The following is a 19191-nucleotide window of genomic DNA, read 5'->3' on the forward strand; positions in this document are numbered from 1 at the left end:
ATAGACCGGTTAATTTTGATTTAACACGGTATTACGTACTAAAAATTGAAATATTTAACCTAATCTAAAACTTAATCGACAATAGACACTATATATATTTTTCTATTTGAGTTTAATGAAAACTTGAATATATATTCTTTCAATAATGTTATGATGTATATATCAAAAAAATAGGAGTGGTTCCTATGGTAAAGTATGAAGACAAGATAAGTTTGTACGATGCGAAAGGAAACCTAGTAGCTGAAAATGTACCATTGGAAGCTATTAGCCCATTATACAACCCTACCATCAAAAGCATGGTAAAGAACATAAAAAGAACAGTTGCTGTTAACCTCGCTGGTATCGAAAGCAGTTTAGCTATCGGTAAAATCGGAGGAAAAGGATGCCAAGTTCCAGGAAGAACTATGGACTTATCCGTTGTAAGCAACGCTCAGGCTATTGCTGACGAAGTAGAAAAAATCTTAAAAGTATCCGATGATGACGATACTTCAGTAAAATTAATTAACGGCGGAAAGCAGATGGCTGTGCAAGTTCCAACCGCAAGATTGGACGTAGCTGCAGAATACTCAGTATCAATGCTTTCAACCGCTATGGCATTGAAAGAAGCACTTATTAAAACATTCAACATTGACATGTTCGATGGTTCAACAGTGCACGCTGCAATTATTGGTAACTACCCACAGGTTATGGATTACGCAGGCGGTAACATCGCTTCACTCTTAGGTGCACCTTCAAACTTAGAAGGTTTAGGTTACGCTTTAAGAAACATTCCAGTTAACCACGCGGTTGCTACAACCAAGAAAAACATGATGAACGCTATTGCATTCTCATCAGTTATGGAACAAACTGCAACATTCGAAATGGGTGACGCAGTAGGATCATTCGAAAGACAGCACTTACTTGGTTTAGCTTACCAAGGATTAAACGCTGACAACTTAGTTATTGACTTTATTAAAGCAAACGCAAAAGGAACAGTTGGTTCAGTTGTAGAAACACTTGTTGAAAAAGCAATTGCTGATGGCATTATTGTTGTTGACAAAACAATGGGCTCAGGATTCAACATGTACAAACCAGCTGACGTAAACAAATGGAATGCATATGCAGCAGCAGGTTTAGTTGCAGCAGTTGCAGTAAGCTGTGGTGCAGCAAGAGCAGCACAAAACGTTGCTTCAGTTATTTTATACTTCAACGATATTTTAGAGTACGAAACTGGTTTACCTGGTGTTGACTACGGTAGATCAATGGGTACTGCAGTAGGATTCTCATTCTTCTCACACTCAATCTACGGTGGTGGTGGACCTGGTATCTTTAACGGTAACCACGTTGTAACCAGACACTCCAAAGGATTCGCAATTCCTCCAGTATGTGCGGCAATGTGTGCAGATGCAGGTACACAGATGTTCTCCCCTGAACACACTTCAGGATTAGTTGGTGCAGTATACTCAGCATTTGACGAATTCAGAGAACCAATGAAATATGTAATTGAAGGAGCTTTAAGCATTAAAGACCAACTTTAAGGTAATAAACAATGATTGAATTAGAAGTCTTCCCACATAGGTACTTAAAAGCGGAAACTACCGAAAAATTCCTGAACAGCGCTTATTCATTGAGCACAGTTCAAAGAGTAGTTATACATGGAGAATCACTCCCTAAAAAAGTTGGATACGGTCCAGCTAAGGGAAGTCCCGTAAATCACTCTGAAAAAAAGGAAATTACTGTTAGAGGCGTTCCTGTAGAGCTCATGCTTCAAGTTGGAAGGTTATGGGTTTTACTGGATGATGAAAGCGAAATTGAAAAAATCGACGAAATCTGTAAGGATCTTTTCCCATTTGGATACCGGTTAACAAAGGGTAAATTCTTAAGGGATACCCCTACGGTAACGGATTTCATAAAATACGGAGAATCTGCTGTTAATGATATTGACAAAAGATTATTGAGTGCAACCGATCCTAGAAGCAAGTTCGATTCTACTGTTGCCTTGATCCCAAAAAGCGAAACAAACGAATAAGTGATTTTATGCCAGTAGGTAGAAAAGAACAAATCGTTGATTGTAGAGCAGTTATGGGTCTTGGAGAAGGTGGAGGACTTGCCCAAAGGGGAACATTTGCAGAAGGGCTACGTAATGACGTGGTCGTTGTTGCAATGTCTCCGGGACGAAGGCATATCACAAAACCCGTATGCGAAATTACCTATGGAATAAGGGAAGCGGGAATTCAAACCAGCGTTCTCGTATTAGATGCAGGAGCGGGAATTCCGTCAGACGCTCCACAAGGGAGTTTAGGTTCCACATTTGGACTTAAACCCGAGGAAGCTAAACAAGTTAATAGACATAAATTATGTGTAATACATTTCGGAAATGTTAAGAGCCATATAATCTACAAAGCTAGATTGTTCTTAAAATACGTGGATATTCCTACAATAATTGTTTGCCAAGCTCCAGTAGACATGGAAGATTTTGCAGCAATCGGAATAAAAACGAGAAACGTGATGCCTTTAGAACCTAAAACTGAAGGTACGATCGTGGAAATCATTGCCGGAGTAATTAGAGGAGAATCAGCTCCTCAGAAAAAAATTGATGAAATCATTGAAAGCATAAAAAAACATTTAGGTTAAAGGTGATCTTATGGCATATACGCCTCAGTTCTACCCTGGTGCAACAAAAGTTGCTGAAAACAGAAGAAATCACTTAAATCCAAACCACGAATTGGAAAAATTAAGAGAAATCCCAGATGAAGATGTTGTAAAAATCATGGGACACAGACAGCCTGGTGAAGACTACAAAACAGTTCACCCGCCACTCGAAGAAATGGACTTCATTGAAGACTATGCAAGAGACTTAGTAGAACCATTAAACGGTGCTAAAGAAGGACATAGAGTTAGATACATCCAGTTTGCTGACTCCATGTACTTTGCTCCTGCTCAACCATACGACAGATCAAGATCATACATGTCAAGATTAAGAGGAGTAGATGCAGGTACACTCTCAGGAAGACAAGTTGTTGAATGTAGAGAAAGTGACCTCGAAGAATTCTCCAAAAACTTACTCATGGATACAGAACTCTTTGACCCTGCAACATCAGGTGTTAGAGGTGCAACTGTACACGGACACTCATTAAGATTGGACGAAAACGGTATGATGTTTGATGCACTTCAAAGATGTGTATTTGACGAAAAAACCGGACACGTTATGTACGTAAAGGATCAGGTAGGAAAACCACTCGACGCACCTGTTGACGTTGGAGAACCAATCCCTGAAGCAAAATTAAGAGAAATGACAACCATCTACAGAAAAGATGGTATTGCAATGAGAGCAGATCCTGAAGTTATTGACGTTGTAAAAAGAATTCACAGAGCAAGAACACTCGGTGGATACATCCCTACAAACGAAATATTCAAAGGATTATAATTAAATTCTAAATTAAAAAAACCTCTTCAACCTTTGAGGTGAACTTATGGAAGCTGAAAAAAGATTATTCTTGAAAGCATTAAAGGAAAAATTCGAAGAAGACCCAAAAGAAAAATACACAAAATTCTATACCTACGGCGGTTGGGAACAATCCGCTAGGAAAAGAGAATTCGTTGAAGCTAATGAAAAAATATTAGCTGAAAAAAGACAGGGTGTTCCACTCTACAACCCTGACATTGGTGTTCCTCTCGGACAAAGAAAATTAATGCCTTACAAATTGTCAAACACTGACGACTACTGTGAAGGTGACGACTTACACTTCATGAACAACGCTGCTATCCAACAGTTATGGGACGATATCAGAAGAACTGTTGTTGTAGGTATGGACACTGCTCACTCAGTTTTAGAAAAAAGATTGGGTGTAGAAGTAACACCTGAAACAATCAATGAATACATGCACACAATCAACCACGCTCTTGCAGGTGGTGCGGTTGTTCAAGAACACATGGTTGAAGTTCACCCTTCCCTCGCATGGGATTGTTATGCTAGAATCTTCACCGGTGACGATGAATTAGCTGATGAATTAGACAGCAGATTCTTAATTGACATTAACAAATTGTTCCCTGAAGAACAAGCTGAAACTTTAAAAGCTGCAATCGGTAAAAAAACATACCAAGTATCAAGAGTTCCATCACTCGTAGGTAGAGTATGTGACGGTGGTACAATCTCAAGATGGTCTGCAATGCAGATTGGAATGTCATTCATTACCGCATACAAACTTTGTGCAGGGGAAGCTGCGACAGCTGACTTCTCATACGCTTCAAAACACGCTGACGTAATTCAGATGGGTAACGCTTTACCAGGAAGAAGAGCAAGAGGACCAAACGAACCAGGAGGAATCCAGTTCGGTATCCTTTCAGACGTTGTACAAACAACAAGAGTTTCAGACGACCCAGTTGAACAATCATTAGAAGTAGTAGCAACTGGTGCTGCGTTATACGACCAAATCTGGCTCGGTGCATACATGTCTGGTGGTGTAGGATTCACACAATACGCTACCGCATCATACACCGATGATATCTTAGATGACTTCTCATACTACGGATTAGATTACGTAGAGAAAAAATACGGTAGAATGGGAACAAAAGCTACAATGGACGTAGTAGAAGACATTGCTGGTGAAGTTACACTCTACGCATTAGAACAGTATGACGAATACCCAGCATTATTAGAAGACCACTTCGGTGGATCACAAAGAGCTGCGGTTGCGGCTGCTGCATCAGGTATCAGCGTATGTATGGCAACAGGTAACTCAAACGCTGGTGTAAACGGCTGGTACTTATCACAGTTATTACACAAAGAATACCACAGCAGACTTGGATTCTACGGTTACGACTTGCAGGACCAGTGTGGTGCTTCAAACTCACTCGCAATCAGAAACGACGAAGCTGCACCTCTTGAATTAAGAGGACCTAACTACCCTAACTACGCAATGAACGTAGGTCACCAGGGAGAATACGCAGGTATTGCACAATCTGCTCACTCCGCAAGAGGAGACGCATTTGCAATGAACCCATTAATCAAAGTTGCATTTGCTGACCCAATGCTCGTATTCGACTTCTCCAAACCTAGAAAAGAGTTTGCTAGAGGAGCATTAAGAGAATTCGAAGCTGCAGGAGAAAGAGACATTATCTTACCAGCTAAATAATTTATCTAAAAATATAGGAGGCCTCTTGGCTTCCTTTTTTTATACTTATTATATATTGTTTCATAATCATTAACAATATACCTTAATTAAAATATATTTTAATTAAATTAAAGAAAATATTAAGCCCTATTCGATTAAAAAACGAATACAAAGTAATATATATCATATAACAAAATAATAACTGAATAGCTAACGGCATAGATAACTCTCTAGGCTTTGAAAGCCGATAAAGGCATAGCTAACAGTTCCTTATATTGTGAGGTGAAATAATGGATCCAACATTGATTTCTCTGGGGGCATTGGCCCTAGCTGGAGCAGCTGCAACTGTTTCCGGTTGTGCTGAAGACTTGGAATCCGATGTCGGTTCACAGTCTAACCCTAACTCTCAGGTTCAATTAGGTCCGCAAATGGGCAATATTCACAGATACTTCAACAAAGCTATATCTGGGGAACCAGTATCATATGGTTTGTATGTTGCAGTTGCAGGTACTATTGCTTGGGCGCTAATTAACGCAGGATTAAATGCTGTTTTAGCAATAATCGTAGGTTCAGGTGTTGCTGCAATCGTACATGGTGCTTATTCAGTTAGTGCATTCCTTGGAAGGATTGTAGGTCAGTCCAAAAAGTTCGGACAACCTGTTTACATGGATGTTCTTACATCACACATAGGTCCAATCGTAGGACACGGATTTATAGCTGTTTTCACAATGACTCTTGCTGCATATTTAGCAACAACAGCGTTAGGAAACCCATTCCCATTACCATTGGTTGCATTGATCTTCGGTATTACTGTAGGTGCTATCGGTTCATCAACTGGTGACGTTCACTACGGTGCTGAAAGAGAATACCAAAAATACCCATTCGGTGGCGGTATCCCTGTTGCTAACCAAGGTGACATTGATATTTACGCAGAATACGGTGTAAGAAACGGATTAGATTCTTCATATTTCTGTTCAAGATTTGGTGGTCCACTTACAGGATTATGCTTTGGTTTAATTATCTTCCTCGATGGATGGAGAAGCATTCTCGGTAACATCGTCGGTGGAGACTTAGTAACAAAAACATCAATCGCACTTTTAGTAGGTCTCTTAGTAGTGGCCGTTGCAGCAGTTATCAACAGGAAACTCGAGGTATATGCTAGAAACAAATACGGACCATACAGAAATTAATTAAAATAAGGAAGATTGGTGATATTATGGATGCTACAAGCTTTATATTACCTCTTGCGGAAATAACCATTGCAGGAGCGATTATCAACGCAAGCGTTCACTTCGTTCCAGTAGGTGGTGCTCCAGCAGCGATGGCTACTTCAACAGGGGTAGGTACAGGTACAACACAGTTAGCAGCAGGTGCAGGTTTTACCGGTCTCTTGGCTGCAGCTACAATGGCTTCACAAGCGGGAGTTTCATTGGCTAACCCAGTTCACATGTTATTAATCATGTTATCTGGTGCTGTCGGTGCAATGATCATGTTAGGCCTTACAATGTTAATCGGTCAAATTATCTATGTATACGGTATTGGTATCGTCCCTGCAGCAGATAAGTGTGAAAAAGACCCTATTACGGGAGATATTCAAAAACCATACATCACACCAGGTACAACAGGACACGGTATTCCAACCGTTTGTTTTGTAAGTGGTTCAATTGGTGCAGCGCTCGGTGGTCTCGGTGGTGCTCTTGCATACATCGCACTCCAACAGTTAGGATTTGCTGCAGCTATTGCCGGTGTTTTGGCAGTTGGTTTCTTCTTCATGAACGCGGTTTTAGCTTCATACAACATTGGTGGTACAATCGAAGGATTCCACGACCCTAAATTTAAGAAAATGCCAAACGGAGTTATTGCTTCATTTGTTTCTTCATTAATCGCAGGTGCAGTATTAATTGGAATGGCTATGGGACTTTAAGTCTACATGGTTTTCAAAAAATATTTGAGGTGTAATTATGTCACATGGTGGCGGAGGACACGCAGCAGAACTATTCCCTGAAGATCAGGTTTTAGCAATCGGCGCTGTATTATCACTCATAGGAATATACGTGGCACAATTGTTCCCTTCAGTATCTATGCTCCTTGGTGGGTTATTGGCTGTGGGCGCTTGTGTTGCAGGTGCTAACACTACAAGAAGAGTAGCTGCATACGGTTTAGGTACAGGTGTTCCATCAATTGGAATGGTAAGTTTAGGTATGGGTACAATTTCAGCATTAGCAGGTGTTTTGATACCTGCAGCATTTGGAATCCCAGTACTTGTTACACCAATCCTTACTGCAGTAATCGCAGTAGCTGTTGGATTCATCGTGGGTAAGTTAACACAAAACCCAGTAGGAATGAAAGTACCAATTATTGTTTCAAGTATGACTAAACTCTCATTAATGGGTGCTTTAGCAATTTTAGGATTCTGTTCTGCATTTGCAGGCGGATTTTCAGCTGATATAATTATTAACGGTGCAATTAGCAATGGAGTTATTGCATTGGCATTTATTGCAGCAGGTATGGCAATTTTGCACCCATTCAACGCATGTATTGGTCCAGATGAAAGCCACAAGAGAACAATGACTCTTGCAGTTGCATGTGGATTAATTGCATGGTTGGTATTCTCAATTGCAAAATTAGACATAGTTTCAACAGCAGTAGCTGCAATCTTCTGGTTATACACTTTCGGAACATTCGTAAAAATATCACTTGCTGATGCTTGCGAAGTTAAATACGTACCAGAATTGCCTAAGAAAGAGTAAGGTGGTATAGATGGATATCGTCAAAGTATGTCCTGAACTTCATATTGTAATGGACGTAGACTCAGGTTTAATAGCCGAAATGAGAAAAGACATTCTCGTTGTAGATTTACACCCTGTTGAAGACGAAATAAACAAATTAGCACAATATGCAAAAGCATTGGAAAATTCGCTTGATCCAAGAAACTCACCTATGAAAGCATACAATGGAAGAGAAGGAACTTACAAACTTGCAGGTATGTTCCAAGGAATGTTCTTTGGTTTCTGGGTAACGATGGCAATTCTCGTGCTTGTAACTATATTGGCTGTTAAAATGAATTTAAGCCTAATAGGGTTGTAATCTGAATAGGAGGTGCAGACAATGGCAAATAAAAAATCCCCGGCAGCAACATGGCCTGTTGCTAACGGTGAATATGTACTGGGTAACCCTGAAAGCTGTGTTGGAGTTATTACGCTCGGTTCACACGGTTTGGACCAGGCTGCAGTTGACGCGGGTGCAGCTCTTTCAGGACCATGCCACACAGAAAACTTGGGAATTGAAAAAGTTGTTGCAAACTACATTTCAAATCCGAACATCAGATTTATGATAATTGCTGGATCAGAAGTTCAAGGACACATTACTGGACAATGTATCAAAGCATTATATGAAAATGGAATTGGTGACGATGGAGGTATCATCGGCGCTAAAGGAGCTATTCCTTTCATGGAAAATATAGGAAAAGAACCTGTAGAAAGACTTCAAAGACAGATTATCGATTGTATCGATTTAATCGATGTTGAAGACACTGCAAAAATTGCAGCTGCAATTAAAAATTGCACTTCACAGGACCCTGATGCAATTGATGAAGAACCAATGGTTGTTGATTTAGAAGGTGGCGAAGCTGTTGCCAATACCGAATCAACTTCAATGAAACCAACTTCACCAGAAATGGCGTTATTGGAAGCTAGAATGAAAATCGTCTCTGAAAAAATGAATGAAGCTGCAATGATTGCTAAATTCAATTCAGGATACTACAATGGAAAAATCCAAGGTATTGCAATAGGCTTGTTCCTTTCAATATTAGTATTCTCATTACTCTAAGGAGGAGGTGCAAACAATGGCAGATAAAAAAGCCCCAGCGGCAGGATGGCCTGTTGCTACCGGTGAATATGTGGTCGGTAACCCTGAAAGCTGTGTTGCAGTTATTACGCTCGGTTCACACGGTTTGGACCAGGCTGCAATTGATGCAGGTGCAGCTATTTCAGGACCATGCCACACAGAAAACTTGGGAATTGAAAAAGTTGTTGTAAACTACATTTCAAACCCGAACATCAGATTTATGATAGTTGCTGGATCAGAAGTTCAAGGACACATTACTGGACAATGTATCGTAGCATTATATGAAAATGGAATTGGTGACGATGGAGGTATCATCGGCGCTAAAGGAGCTATTCCTTTCATGGAAAACGTAGGAAAAGAACCAGTTGGAAGACTTCAATCACAAATTGTTGAATTAATCAATTTAATTGATACAGAAGACACTGGAAAAATTTCAGCTGCGGTTAAAAGCTGTATCTCAAAAGATCCAGGAGCATTTGACGCAGAACCAATGATTATTGAATTAGACGGTGGAGGAGCTGCTGCTAGTGAAGATGAAGGAGGCCTCGTAATTGAAGGTATCCCTACTGTAGCAGAACCAGACATTGAATCAATAAAAGCATTAAACGAAGCATTGGATTACAAAGTAGGATTGATGACAAGAGACATTGGATTAGCTTCCGGTGTTCAAACTGAAACCATTACAGGATTAATGTATGGTTCAGTATTTGCTATCGCATTAGTTGCAATCCCAATAGCTTTAAAATTCTTGATGGGGTGAGTAAATGTCTGAAATTCCAACAGTAGTCACACCAACAAAAGACTACAAAAGACTTCAAGCAAAACTCGATGAAATCGAAAACACCGTTGAAAATACCAACGCTGAAATAATCCAGAGAACCGGTAAAAAGGCAGGTAGAGACGTAGGTATTGCATACGGACTCGCAATAGGATTTATATTCGTATATGTTCTCGGAACCGTTTTACCATTATTTGACTTAATAAAATGAGATAGCCTAAACAGAGGTGGAATAATGTTTAGATTTGACAAAGAACAGATGATTATTGAGTTCGCTGGTGCAAAATTCGGTGGACAGCCAGGAGAATGTCCAACAGCATTATCCGGTACAATTTTCTACGCAAGACACAAAATTGTAGAAGACGCTAAAAAAGGTATCTTTGATAAGAAAGCTGCTGAAGCTTTAATCAACAAACAAGCTGAAATGCAAGACATTACAGGAAACTCCGCATTCGTGCAAGTTTTCGGCGGTACTGAAGAAGCGTTAGTTAACTACATTGATTTCGTTTCCGAAGTATGGGAAGGTCCAATGTTACTTGACTCAACATCCGGTAAAGCAAGAATGGCTGCTGCAAACAGAGCTACAGAAGCAGGATACGCAAATCAGTGTATCTACAACTCAATTAACGTTGCTGCAGAAGATGAAGAAATTGAAAACTTAACAAACAGTGATGTTGAAGCTTCAATCGTTTTATGTTTCGACCCAATGGACCCATCCGTTGGAGGTAAATTAAACGTATTAAACGATGGTGGTAAAACAAAAGACATCGGTATGTTAGAACTTGCAGAAAAAGCAGGTATCAAATACCCACTCATCGACGTTGCAGTAACCCCAATGGGTAACGGTGCAGGTCACGCTGTTAGAGCTGCTTTTGCAGTTAAAGCAAAACTCGGTTTACCAGTAGGTAGCGGTATTCACAACGTACCTTCAGCATGGGACTGGCTTAGAGAATTCAGAAAAGGATTAAGAGAAGAAGGAAAAGACCAGTTATCAAAAGACGTACACCACGTATGCGATATCGGTGCAAACATTGTACAAACAATGACTTCAGGAGATTTCGTTTTATACGGTCCAATCGATAACTCTGAACTCGCATTCCCTGCAGTTGCAATGACAGATATGATCATCGCAGAAACCGCAAAAGAAATGGGAACAGTACCCGTTGCAGAACACCCATTAAACAAATTAATTTAATTAATTTGTTTTCTCTTTTATTTTGTAAAATAATATTCTAAAATTTAAATATACAAATTATAATTTATAAAAAAATAAAAAAAGTTAATTATCAGTAAATTTCCATATTACAGAAAATTCTTTCAATGCAGCAGTTATTTTCTCTTTTACGCCTTCAATAAGAACTTTTTGGTTATCTTCATGACTTAATTCAAATATTACGCCGTTGCACTCGCTAAGTTCTCCAAGAACTTCTATATGAACTTCTACCGGCATAGTTACCCTTATTGTTTCAGAACTTTTCTTTCGTTTAACTTCTGTATTAAAAGTATTCTGTTTCAATGGAAATTCAAGATCAATCTCATTTCTCAATGCCTGACCCATTTTGATCAAATATTCTTTTGAAGTATCTGGATCTGAAAGTCCAAACAAAATTACCTGTATTTTAGAGATTTCTTTTTCGGCATCCCTTAAAACTTCAAAATTTGCGTGTTCGTCAAGTAAATAATAGGTAATTATACTATTTGCCATCCTGAGTTTTGAGTAAACGTCTTCAGGAAGTGGCTTTACTTTAGAAACTTTTGATGCCAGTTCATTCAAGATTACCCACTGTTTATCAATCCCCTTGGCATCCTTCATCATTCATCCTCTCGACATATTTTTTAATTATTTCTTCTGAATTGTGGTTCAATACTGCACCGTATCTTTCCACGTCTGCCTTTATTTTTTCAATATCCGTATCTGGATCTACAAAATAAGCCTGATAGCTGGTAGTTCCTTCAATATTAAGTATTGCCACATTTTGAGTGGGATCAAGTTCCCTGTTATCATAAGACGCCCTGACACGAACACTTCCAGAAACTTCAGATTTCAAAGCTTCTTCCACAGTTATGATCGATATCAATTTTGCAGTGAATTTTACCAATCTATCACCCTCAAATATGGTATAACCTCTTTGTGTTATTGTATATAATTTTAGTGATTTCGTCTAAGGAATATTCATCCTTTTTTAATTCCCATATCGATTCAATAACCTTTATTACATTTTTTGGTTCATTTTTTTCACCTTTTATCGGTGAAAGATAAGGACTATCTGTTTCTACGACTATATTTTCAAGATTAAGATTTTTAACAAGATTTTTATGATGATCTGAAAAACATACCAACGTAGAGTATGAAATAAAATTGCCGTTTTCGACCAATTCTCTCGCAAGTTCTAGCGAACCGCTGTAACAATGATACATTGAAACTGAATCATTCTTTAAAATTTCATAAGAACGCTCTTCCATACCCCTTGCATGAATTACTACGGGCTTATTTAATTCTTCAGCGAGTTTTATAAATTTTTTAAATATAATTTCCTGTCTTTCGATATTTTTGGTATCAAAATCAAGCCCTATTTCACCAACTGCTAAAATATCCTTTTCTTTTGATTGAATAAATCTATAAACTTTGTCAATTGCATTATCCTCTGCATTAACCCTTCCAGGGTGGTATCCAAGAGTTATGTACATTCCATATTTATCTTTTAATTCAACAGCCCTCCTGCAACTGCCCAAATTCGTACCACTTGTTACCATCTGCACTTTTTCATCAAATGCCCTTTTTATGACCTCTTCACGGCATTTGTTGAGTGACTTATCTTCAACGTGACAGTGGGAATCTATATACTTAAAATCATCTAAATTCATGAAAACACCTAACCCATAAGTAAAAACCCGATTATCAAGATATCTAAAACTATTGTAACACTCGAATTTAAAAGTATTATTTTAGTACCTCTTTTTGAACCGAACAATGAAAAATGAAGCGGAATTGAATGTTTTACAGACCTTGTAGAAAAGGCCACAATATTTCCAAATATAAGCCCGATTAAAACCTCATTTGGAGTCAATGAACCGTCATTTAAGAAAGTTCCTGCCATTACCATTGCAGCTGAAACATTTATTATCTCGGTTATTGCTAAAATTCCAGTATTTGGATTTAAATTAAAAATATCCGTTACAGGCATTACGATTATAGAAAATATACTAAAAAATCCGGTTTTTGACATATACAAAACCAAAAACATAGAAACAAACATCACTGGAACAAACCTTCTTGCAAATTTAAACGTTTTTTCAAATGGACTCGTTTTATTATTTTTATTCTTTTTATTATTCAACTGATTTTGTACTTTTCTTTCGTCTTTGCTTGAAATCATGAGAAGAATTGAGAGTCCCAGAATACTTTTTGTAAATGCAATTAAAAGCCTTAAAATTACATAAATTATACCCGTATACCCTAAAATAGGTATAACTACTGGGACGTAGTACGTTATCATGTGTGATAATACTGCAGGAAATGAATTTGCGAGGGTTCCTGCCAAAACTTCTGTTTCGGTTAATTCTTTTTCAGTTATTCCATCTGCAAGCATTGTGTATCCCACAGTTGGACTGAAAAATGAAATTAATATCGAAGAAACTAAAAAACTGTTTAAATTAAGTTTTTGGGTTAATGGTAAAGCGCGGTTTGAAATTTTTTCTAAAAGTCCCTTGTTTACAAAATAATTCACGATATATATGGTTAAAAGTACAACTGCGGAAATCCTCAATGTATATAAAAAAGAACTGTAAAAGGCCTCTGCAAGTAAGGTACCATCCAAATTATCACCGGGTAAAATAATAAATATAATCTAGTGTAATTTTGATTATACTAATTCCCCAATATATAACCTGTTGCATGGTTTTAAAATGATACTCAACGAAAAATCCAACGTAAATGACCTCAAAAGACGCCTAAATATTATAAACAGAACTGAAAAATTAGAAATCGAATCTAAAATAGATGAAATTGGAAAAAAATGGCAAAAAATAATCGAAGAAACCAAAAGTGATTTCGAACTCACTTCAATTTTGAATTTAATCGATTTTAGAAAGGAAAAACTAATATCAGAAGTTTCTAAAAAAGAGATTTCTGAAAAAGATAAAGAACTACTGGTTGCTAAAATTTATGAAATAAGGCAGAATTTAGAAATTATAAAAAAATAATTGAATAGGTAATATTAAATAAATCAAATTTAAAGCATTTTTTCAATTTTTATCGAGTAATCGTCTTTATTTTTTACAATTCCGATTATTTCAACATCTGCAAACTCTTCAATTGTTTTAAACGTTTCTTCATAGTACGGAACATCTTCAAGTTTATTGATACAGTTTATAATAATTCCTTTTACCAAAATTCCTTTTTTTCGCAAATATTCAACTGACAATATTGTGTGGTTGATTGTTCCAAGATCGGGTCTTGCAACCAATACACAAGGTAAATTTAAATCTTTTATCAAATCTGCCATTAAATAATTTGTCACTATTGGAACGCAAACTCCACCGGCCCCTTCGACAATTAAATAATCGTGATTTTCCTTTAATTTTTGAAAAGATTCTTTTATTTTTTCGATATCTATTTCAAAATCTTCAACTTTTGCAGCAATGTTTGGAGATAGCGGATTTTTCAAGTTTATCGGGTTTAATGTTTCAATACCTTCAGAAAGATTAAGTTCTTCTTTAGCATAGGTTGTATCCTCAACCCCGCCTGACTCGATAGGCTTCATATAACCAACATTTATGCCCCTTTCTTTCAAAATTTTTCCTAAAATTACTGAAACGTAGGTTTTTCCAACTCCAGTATCGGTTCCCGTTACAAATAGCGTTTAAATCACCCATTGTTTATTTTTGAAATGCTTTCGCATAGGTATTCAAAATCTTCCTTTTTATTTTCTGCGGTTATACTTACTCTTATTCGTTCAGAACCTTTTTTAACGGTCGGATAACGAATTCCAACACAAAATATCTTGTAATTTAAAAGTTCTTCTGAAATTTTTATCGATTTTTCCCCGAATAAAAATGGATATATTGGAGTAATCTTTTCTTCCAGAATAAATCCTGAAGATTTAAAGATTTTGTTTGCAATATCGATATTTTTAGATAATTTATCCGTTAATTCACCTGATTTTATCAATTCAAAAGATTTAATACTCGCAGAAATTACTGCTGGAGGAAGTGCTGTTGAATAAATAAAACTTCTTGAAGTATTTATCAAATAATCGATTAATTCTTCAATGCCAGTTACAAATCCACCAACCGTTCCAACTGCTTTTGAAAGGGTTCCTATTTGAATAATATTGTCAGTAGGTTTTATTTTGAAATGATGAAGTGTTCCTTTTCCCCCGCCCAAAACACCGGTTCCGTGTGCATCATCAAGTATCAAAACTGCATTATATTCGTCTGCTATTTTTTTTAATTTGTCTACTTGTGCAATATCTCCATCCATACTGAATACTGCATCGGTTACAATGAATTTATTTTCATAATTTCGGTTTTCTTCCAAAATTTCGATTAAATTTGAAATATTATTGTGCGGATAAATTTTTTTGTCAGCCCTTGAAAGTCGTATTCCATCAACTATTGATGCGTGATTTAATTCATCGCTCAAAATTAAATCTCCTTTTTTACAGAGTGAACTTATAACTCCCAAATTTGCGCCATATCCTGAAGAATAAACCAGCGATTTTTCAGTTTCTTTGAACTTAGAAATTGTTTCTTCAAGTTTTTCATGGTTTACGTTTCCAGAAGTTAATCTTGAACCTGTTGCCCCCGCACCGTATTTTAATCCATCATCGTATGCATTAATTACTTCTTTATTTTTTGATAAACCCAAATAATCATTCGTAGAGAAGTTTAGTTCAATACCTACTTCCCCCCTTAATTTTCTATAGAGGTTTTGATGTTTTATCAAATCAAGCTCTTTTTTTAAGTTTTTCCGAAACATAAACGCACCTAATAAACAATAACCGGCATGTTTTCAAGCTTATCATATAATTCATCGATTTTTGAATTTTCAACAAAAAATACTCTTCCGCCAACTTCGCCATTACCTTTAAGATTTAAAATTCTAAAATATCCATCTTTAGTTGCAATATAACCTGTCGTATATGAAAAATTATCAGATGTGCAGAGTTCTGAAATTACACCACAGTTTACAACTTTTGTTGCAATTGCGATTGCATCGACAGTCCTTTCAGATAATGAGCTATTCCCCAATATTTTTTCGGATAATTCATCTGTTGTATCAATGTTTTTTACACGAATTCCCCGATTTGAATCAGTTTCGAGCCGATTTCCATCCAGATCCAAAATTGCGGCTCCACGCATATTTCCTTCGTCAATTATTTTAAATGCAAAATCAATCAATTCATCGATTTTTTCGATGTCTTTTCCATTCTTTAAATAATATTTTTCCAGTTCATTTTTCAAAAGATTCCTTGCAATAACCCTTGAAGTCTCTTTTGAAGTTGAATGAACTGTTTTTATTTCAAGATGTTTTAAATTATTTATTTTTTCTGTAACTTTTTCTATCTTTAAATTTATGAAATCTGGAACGCCATTTTCATGACCCATTGCACGTTTTATCAGTTCTGAAGAAATTTCTTCAATTTTTTCTTCCGTAACTAATCTTTCAGCTCCCGAAACATGTTTTCCGTTTCTTGAAGCTCTCATTTTTAAACTAAACATTTTTTAATCACTTACTTCTTGCTTAAATATAGATTAATTTTTTTGTATTTATCATTATCGATAATTATAATAAAGACGGCCAATCTGTCATTATTTTTCATTAAAAACATCTATCACGATTTATAATGAGCAAATATCTATATATATGGGGTAGATTATAGTAATATCCAACAGAAGGTGAAATTATGATAAATACTAAAGTTAAAACAACGGATGTAGAACTTACAGAAATCAACGAAATTTCAAATGACCTTAAAAGGCCATACAGAGGAAACAATACTATAAAATACGCAGCTTACGCATTTAACATCGTTGTAATCGCATCCATAGTTTTACACTAATTTAAAAAAGAAATTATTTAAGATTTTTGCCCATATACGGACCTACTCTTTTGTATCCCAGTTTTTTATAGTATTCTCGGACTCCAATTCCACTGTTGATTAATAATTGATCTTTTTTGAACTCTTGTTTTGCAATTTTCTCAGCTTCATCAATTAAAAGTCTCCCATAACCTTTGTGCTGCCATGAAAGTTCTTTTGAATTACCCTCGAGTTCTTTCTGCTGTCCACAAACATGAACCTGCCTTATAAGTGCAGTTTTATCAGTTATTTCTTTTCTGAATGGATTACTTGGAATTCTAAGTCTTAAATAGCCTATTAAAAGATCGTTTTTGGTATCCTCAAACGATAAGAATATATCGGTTCCGCCGCTTGATTCGTAGTCTTCCCTGCATAACGATATACTTTCTACATCGGGCTTTATTCCTTTCTTATAGGTAACGTGGCCAACTTCTCTGCACCGTATACATTTACAAGATATTCCTTTTTCTTCCAAATTATTGTAAACAAGTTCCCCAAGGTTACTTTTCTTAACGCCTGCATCAATTACCGTTACAGGAATATCCCTTTGAATTCTTGAAGTCCTGACCCATTTCGGCATGATTGATTTTCCATAGGTAATAACTTCCACAGCCTGTTCATCAGTCATCGGAATAAATTCCCCACTCTGCCATAATTCATAGACTTCAGTTCCAGGAATTACAAGACATGGATAAAATTTAATCAAGTCTGGTTTGAAATTTGGATTTTCAAATACTGTTTTAATTGTTTCTTTGTCCATTTTTGGAGTTGTTTTTGGAAGTCCGGGAATTAAGTGGTATGAAACTTTCAATCCGCTATCTTTTAAAAGCTGGGTTGCCTTAATTGATGCATCGGTTCCGTGTCCTCGTTTTACAAACTCTAAAACTTCATCGTTTGTACTCTGAATTCCAAGTTCTACCCTTGTAGTTCCAAGTTTAAGCATTTCATTGATTTCCTTTTCATTGCAATAATCAGGCCTTGTTTCTAGAGTAAGTGCCACACATCGGTGCTTTGCAGTTTCGTTTTTTTCTTGAGCTTTTTCAAGAGTTTCTGAAACTTCACCATTCATTGCATCGAAACATCTTTTTATGAAATTTTCTTGATATTCGATATCTCTTGCCGGAAAAGTTCCACCCATTATTATCAGTTCTACCTTATCTGTTGGGTGACCTACTTTTTCAAGCTGTGAAAGCCGTTCACTCGTCTGAACGTATGGATCAAAATTGTACATTACTCCACGCATTGTTGCAGGCTCTTTTCCCGTGTAACTTTGTGGAACATCTCCAAAATTACTCTCCTTTCCACCAGGGCAGAACGAACATTTTCCATGTGGGCATGGTTCAGGTGAAGTCATTACTGCAACCACTGCAACACCTGAGAGTGTCCTTATGGGTTTTTTTCTTAAAAGAGGAAGTAATTCCTTTTTTTCTTCTTCTGAGGCCTGACTGATAATATCTGAATTTGGAGGAAATCCCACATTTAAATCAAATTTACGAAGACATCTCGCCTTGATATCCTCTACCTTTTGTTTTTTCCTCTTTGGATCCAGATCCTTTATTTTTTCTTTTTCAGCTAAAAGATTAGAAATGATACATCGTATAAATTCCGGATAGTCACTCAAAAAAATCACCTGTCTCGGCATGAATAAACAGTAATATATAAAAACAGAATATAACTTTATTAAGTAATTCTTATTCGATTATCTTATTAAATTATATTTATGTTTATCTTTTTACGGAAATTGGTGGTTTTATGAGAGCTTTTCTAATCGGCAGGTGGCAGCCATTTCACAAGGGACATTTGGAAATAATAAAAAAGATTTCAAAAGAAGTTGACGAGATAATCATAGGTATTGGAAGCTGTCAAAAAAGCCATACCCTAACAGATCCGTTCACCGCAGGAGAGCGAATGATGATGATTACAAAAACCCTTGAAAATTACGATATAAATTATTATGCAATCCCGATTAATGATATAGATTATAATGCAGTATGGGTTTCGTCTGTTGAATCGTTAACTCCGCCATTTACTACAGTGTATACTGGAAATTCGCTTGTTAGAGAATTATTCTCTGAAAAAAACTACACAGTTAAAAAACCGGAATTATACAATAGAACAGATTATTCTGGAACAAAAATAAGGAAAAAAATGCTTGAAGGAAGCGACTGGGAACATCTTGTTCCAAAAGAAGTTGTAAAAGTAATTGAAGAAATAGATGGAATCAACAGAATCAGAAGATTGAGTGAAAAAGACTACGATGAAGAGTAATTTACGTAGAAATTATCTTCAATTGCTACCCAATAATTATATATAAGATATCAAACTAACAGGATTAAGTCAATGACTTAGGTAATAACCTTACTCATTGGACTGGGAATCATCTAGAGGTAGA

Annotated in this window: 23 protein-coding genes and 1 pseudogene; 16 read left to right on the forward strand and 8 right to left on the reverse strand. The window is 36.6% G+C overall.

Annotation, left to right across the window (positions count from 1 at the left end; genetic code table 11):
• The first annotated feature begins 185 nt into the window (after nt 1-185).
• From mcrB to mtrH, 13 genes are all read left to right on the forward strand, one after another.
• Nucleotides 186-1517, forward strand: a complete 1332-nt coding sequence (mcrB, locus tag HNP90_RS01975; RefSeq protein ID WP_011977187.1) for a coenzyme-B sulfoethylthiotransferase subunit beta — start codon at nt 186-188, stop codon at nt 1515-1517.
• 11 nt (nt 1518-1528) lie between these two features.
• Nucleotides 1529-2008: a methyl-coenzyme M reductase operon protein D gene (gene mcrD, locus HNP90_RS01980; protein ID WP_011977188.1), complete on the forward strand. Its 480-nt coding sequence runs from the start codon at nt 1529-1531 to the stop codon at nt 2006-2008.
• Nucleotides 2009-2016: 8 nt separating this feature from the next.
• A complete protein-coding gene (gene mcrC, locus HNP90_RS01985; protein WP_011977189.1) occupies nt 2017-2613 on the forward strand; it encodes a methyl-coenzyme M reductase I operon protein C in 597 nt (198 codons plus the stop codon).
• A 10-nt stretch (nt 2614-2623) separates the two neighbouring features.
• Nucleotides 2624-3406 (forward strand): coenzyme-B sulfoethylthiotransferase subunit gamma, encoded by a 783-nt coding sequence (gene mcrG / locus HNP90_RS01990; RefSeq protein WP_011977190.1) that lies wholly within the window; start codon nt 2624-2626, stop codon nt 3404-3406.
• Nucleotides 3407-3452: 46 nt separating this feature from the next.
• A complete protein-coding gene (mcrA, locus tag HNP90_RS01995; protein ID WP_011977191.1) occupies nt 3453-5114 on the forward strand; it encodes a coenzyme-B sulfoethylthiotransferase subunit alpha in 1662 nt (553 codons plus the stop codon).
• A 269-nt stretch (nt 5115-5383) separates the two neighbouring features.
• Complete coding sequence (gene mtrE, locus HNP90_RS02000) at nt 5384-6283, forward strand: tetrahydromethanopterin S-methyltransferase subunit E (protein WP_011977192.1); 900 nt, start codon at nt 5384-5386, stop codon at nt 6281-6283.
• A gap of 26 nt (nt 6284-6309) precedes the next feature.
• On the forward strand, nt 6310-7017 hold the full coding sequence (mtrD, locus tag HNP90_RS02005) for a tetrahydromethanopterin S-methyltransferase subunit D (protein WP_011977193.1): 708 nt from the start codon (nt 6310-6312) through the stop codon (nt 7015-7017).
• A 37-nt stretch (nt 7018-7054) separates the two neighbouring features.
• Nucleotides 7055-7843 (forward strand): tetrahydromethanopterin S-methyltransferase subunit MtrC, encoded by a 789-nt coding sequence (gene mtrC / locus HNP90_RS02010; protein WP_011977194.1) that lies wholly within the window; start codon nt 7055-7057, stop codon nt 7841-7843.
• Between the two features lie 10 nt (nt 7844-7853).
• A complete protein-coding gene (locus HNP90_RS02015; protein ID WP_011977195.1) occupies nt 7854-8180 on the forward strand; it encodes a tetrahydromethanopterin S-methyltransferase subunit B in 327 nt (108 codons plus the stop codon).
• Nucleotides 8181-8201: 21 nt separating this feature from the next.
• Nucleotides 8202-8921 carry a tetrahydromethanopterin S-methyltransferase subunit A gene (gene mtrA / locus HNP90_RS02020; RefSeq protein WP_011977196.1) on the forward strand — a complete coding sequence of 240 codons (720 nt, stop codon included), beginning with the start codon at nt 8202-8204 and terminating at the stop codon, nt 8919-8921.
• A 16-nt stretch (nt 8922-8937) separates the two neighbouring features.
• The gene (mtrA, locus tag HNP90_RS02025; RefSeq protein WP_011977197.1) at nt 8938-9699 is read left to right on the forward strand and encodes a tetrahydromethanopterin S-methyltransferase subunit A; all 762 of its coding nucleotides are present in this window, start codon (nt 8938-8940) and stop codon (nt 9697-9699) included.
• Nucleotides 9700-9703: 4 nt separating this feature from the next.
• Nucleotides 9704-9928: a tetrahydromethanopterin S-methyltransferase subunit MtrG gene (mtrG, locus tag HNP90_RS02030; protein WP_011171510.1), complete on the forward strand. Its 225-nt coding sequence runs from the start codon at nt 9704-9706 to the stop codon at nt 9926-9928.
• 24 nt (nt 9929-9952) lie between these two features.
• Nucleotides 9953-10912, forward strand: coding sequence for a tetrahydromethanopterin S-methyltransferase subunit H (gene mtrH / locus HNP90_RS02035; RefSeq protein WP_011977198.1), 960 nt, complete (start codon nt 9953-9955; stop codon nt 10910-10912).
• A gap of 84 nt (nt 10913-10996) precedes the next feature.
• Here mtrH and HNP90_RS02040 read toward each other — a convergent pair whose 3' ends face one another.
• The 4 genes from HNP90_RS02040 to HNP90_RS02055 are packed head-to-tail and all read right to left on the reverse strand — an operon-like array spanning nt 10997 to nt 13535.
• Nucleotides 10997-11533, reverse strand: a complete 537-nt coding sequence (locus HNP90_RS02040) for a DUF2096 family protein (protein WP_011977199.1) — start codon at nt 11531-11533, stop codon at nt 10997-10999.
• Nucleotides 11508-11816, reverse strand: coding sequence for a DUF749 domain-containing protein (locus HNP90_RS02045; protein ID WP_011977200.1), 309 nt, complete (start codon nt 11814-11816; stop codon nt 11508-11510). The genes HNP90_RS02040 and HNP90_RS02045 overlap by 26 nt, the downstream gene beginning before the upstream one ends.
• 10 nt (nt 11817-11826) lie before the next feature.
• Nucleotides 11827-12582, reverse strand: a complete 756-nt coding sequence (locus tag HNP90_RS02050; protein ID WP_011977201.1) for a TatD family hydrolase — start codon at nt 12580-12582, stop codon at nt 11827-11829.
• Nucleotides 12583-12590: 8 nt separating this feature from the next.
• Nucleotides 12591-13535, reverse strand: coding sequence for a hypothetical protein (locus tag HNP90_RS02055; protein WP_011977202.1), 945 nt, complete (start codon nt 13533-13535; stop codon nt 12591-12593).
• A gap of 88 nt (nt 13536-13623) precedes the next feature.
• Between HNP90_RS02055 and HNP90_RS02060 the strand changes: the two genes are divergently transcribed.
• The gene (locus HNP90_RS02060; protein ID WP_011977203.1) at nt 13624-13920 is read left to right on the forward strand and encodes a hypothetical protein; all 297 of its coding nucleotides are present in this window, start codon (nt 13624-13626) and stop codon (nt 13918-13920) included.
• Between the two features lie 29 nt (nt 13921-13949).
• On the opposite strand, the pseudogene bioD reads toward HNP90_RS02060, so the two are convergent.
• From bioD to HNP90_RS02075, 3 genes and pseudogenes are all read right to left on the reverse strand, one after another.
• Nucleotides 13950-14576: pseudogene (gene bioD, locus HNP90_RS02065) on the reverse strand (dethiobiotin synthase); the annotation flags it as partial.
• 8 nt (nt 14577-14584) lie between these two features.
• Entirely contained in the window at nt 14585-15697 is a 1113-nt protein-coding gene (locus HNP90_RS02070; protein ID WP_011977205.1) for an aminotransferase class I/II-fold pyridoxal phosphate-dependent enzyme, read from the reverse strand.
• An 8-nt stretch (nt 15698-15705) separates the two neighbouring features.
• Nucleotides 15706-16440, reverse strand: coding sequence for a 6-carboxyhexanoate--CoA ligase (locus HNP90_RS02075; protein WP_011977206.1), 735 nt, complete (start codon nt 16438-16440; stop codon nt 15706-15708).
• 185 nt (nt 16441-16625) lie between these two features.
• Between HNP90_RS02075 and HNP90_RS02080 the strand changes: the two genes are divergently transcribed.
• Nucleotides 16626-16781: a hypothetical protein gene (locus HNP90_RS02080; RefSeq protein ID WP_011977207.1), complete on the forward strand. Its 156-nt coding sequence runs from the start codon at nt 16626-16628 to the stop codon at nt 16779-16781.
• A gap of 13 nt (nt 16782-16794) precedes the next feature.
• Here the strand turns inward: HNP90_RS02080 and HNP90_RS02085 are convergent, their stop codons facing one another.
• Nucleotides 16795-18420, reverse strand: coding sequence for a tRNA uridine(34) 5-carboxymethylaminomethyl modification radical SAM/GNAT enzyme Elp3 (locus tag HNP90_RS02085; protein ID WP_011977208.1), 1626 nt, complete (start codon nt 18418-18420; stop codon nt 16795-16797).
• Between the two features lie 131 nt (nt 18421-18551).
• Between HNP90_RS02085 and HNP90_RS02090 the strand changes: the two genes are divergently transcribed.
• Entirely contained in the window at nt 18552-19067 is a 516-nt protein-coding gene (locus HNP90_RS02090) for a nicotinamide-nucleotide adenylyltransferase (RefSeq protein WP_011977209.1), read from the forward strand.
• Nucleotides 19068-19191: the final 124 nt, after the last annotated feature.

This window comes from Methanococcus maripaludis (genome assembly GCF_013760955.1).
In the GTDB taxonomy this organism is placed as follows: Archaea; AGJL01; Methanococci; order Methanococcales; family Methanococcaceae; genus Methanococcus; species Methanococcus maripaludis_A.

Bases quoted from the DNA above. Each gene is read 5' to 3' on its own strand.
- mtrH (WP_011977198.1), top strand. From the start codon at position 9,953: ATGTTTAGATTTGACAAAGAACAGATGATTATTGAGTTCGCTGGTGCA.
- HNP90_RS02060 (WP_011977203.1), top strand. From the start codon at position 13,624: ATGATACTCAACGAAAAATCCAACGTAAATGACCTCAAAAGACGCCTA.
- mtrD (WP_011977193.1), top strand. From the start codon at position 6,310: ATGGATGCTACAAGCTTTATATTACCTCTTGCGGAAATAACCATTGCA.
- HNP90_RS02080 (WP_011977207.1), top strand. From the start codon at position 16,626: ATGATAAATACTAAAGTTAAAACAACGGATGTAGAACTTACAGAAATC.
- mcrD (WP_011977188.1), top strand. From the start codon at position 1,529: ATGATTGAATTAGAAGTCTTCCCACATAGGTACTTAAAAGCGGAAACT.
- mcrC (WP_011977189.1), top strand. From the start codon at position 2,017: ATGCCAGTAGGTAGAAAAGAACAAATCGTTGATTGTAGAGCAGTTATG.
- HNP90_RS02040 (WP_011977199.1), bottom strand. From the start codon at position 11,533: ATGATGAAGGATGCCAAGGGGATTGATAAACAGTGGGTAATCTTGAAT.
- HNP90_RS02015 (WP_011977195.1), top strand. From the start codon at position 7,854: ATGGATATCGTCAAAGTATGTCCTGAACTTCATATTGTAATGGACGTA.
- mtrC (WP_011977194.1), top strand. From the start codon at position 7,055: ATGTCACATGGTGGCGGAGGACACGCAGCAGAACTATTCCCTGAAGAT.
- HNP90_RS02075 (WP_011977206.1), bottom strand. From the start codon at position 16,440: ATGTTTAGTTTAAAAATGAGAGCTTCAAGAAACGGAAAACATGTTTCG.
- HNP90_RS02090 (WP_011977209.1), top strand. From the start codon at position 18,552: ATGAGAGCTTTTCTAATCGGCAGGTGGCAGCCATTTCACAAGGGACAT.
- mtrE (WP_011977192.1), top strand. From the start codon at position 5,384: ATGGATCCAACATTGATTTCTCTGGGGGCATTGGCCCTAGCTGGAGCA.
- mcrG (WP_011977190.1), top strand. From the start codon at position 2,624: ATGGCATATACGCCTCAGTTCTACCCTGGTGCAACAAAAGTTGCTGAA.
- mcrA (WP_011977191.1), top strand. From the start codon at position 3,453: ATGGAAGCTGAAAAAAGATTATTCTTGAAAGCATTAAAGGAAAAATTC.
- HNP90_RS02050 (WP_011977201.1), bottom strand. From the start codon at position 12,582: ATGAATTTAGATGATTTTAAGTATATAGATTCCCACTGTCACGTTGAA.
- mtrA (WP_011977196.1), top strand. From the start codon at position 8,202: ATGGCAAATAAAAAATCCCCGGCAGCAACATGGCCTGTTGCTAACGGT.
- mtrG (WP_011171510.1), top strand. From the start codon at position 9,704: ATGTCTGAAATTCCAACAGTAGTCACACCAACAAAAGACTACAAAAGA.
- mtrA (WP_011977197.1), top strand. From the start codon at position 8,938: ATGGCAGATAAAAAAGCCCCAGCGGCAGGATGGCCTGTTGCTACCGGT.
- HNP90_RS02070 (WP_011977205.1), bottom strand. From the start codon at position 15,697: ATGTTTCGGAAAAACTTAAAAAAAGAGCTTGATTTGATAAAACATCAA.
- mcrB (WP_011977187.1), top strand. From the start codon at position 186: ATGGTAAAGTATGAAGACAAGATAAGTTTGTACGATGCGAAAGGAAAC.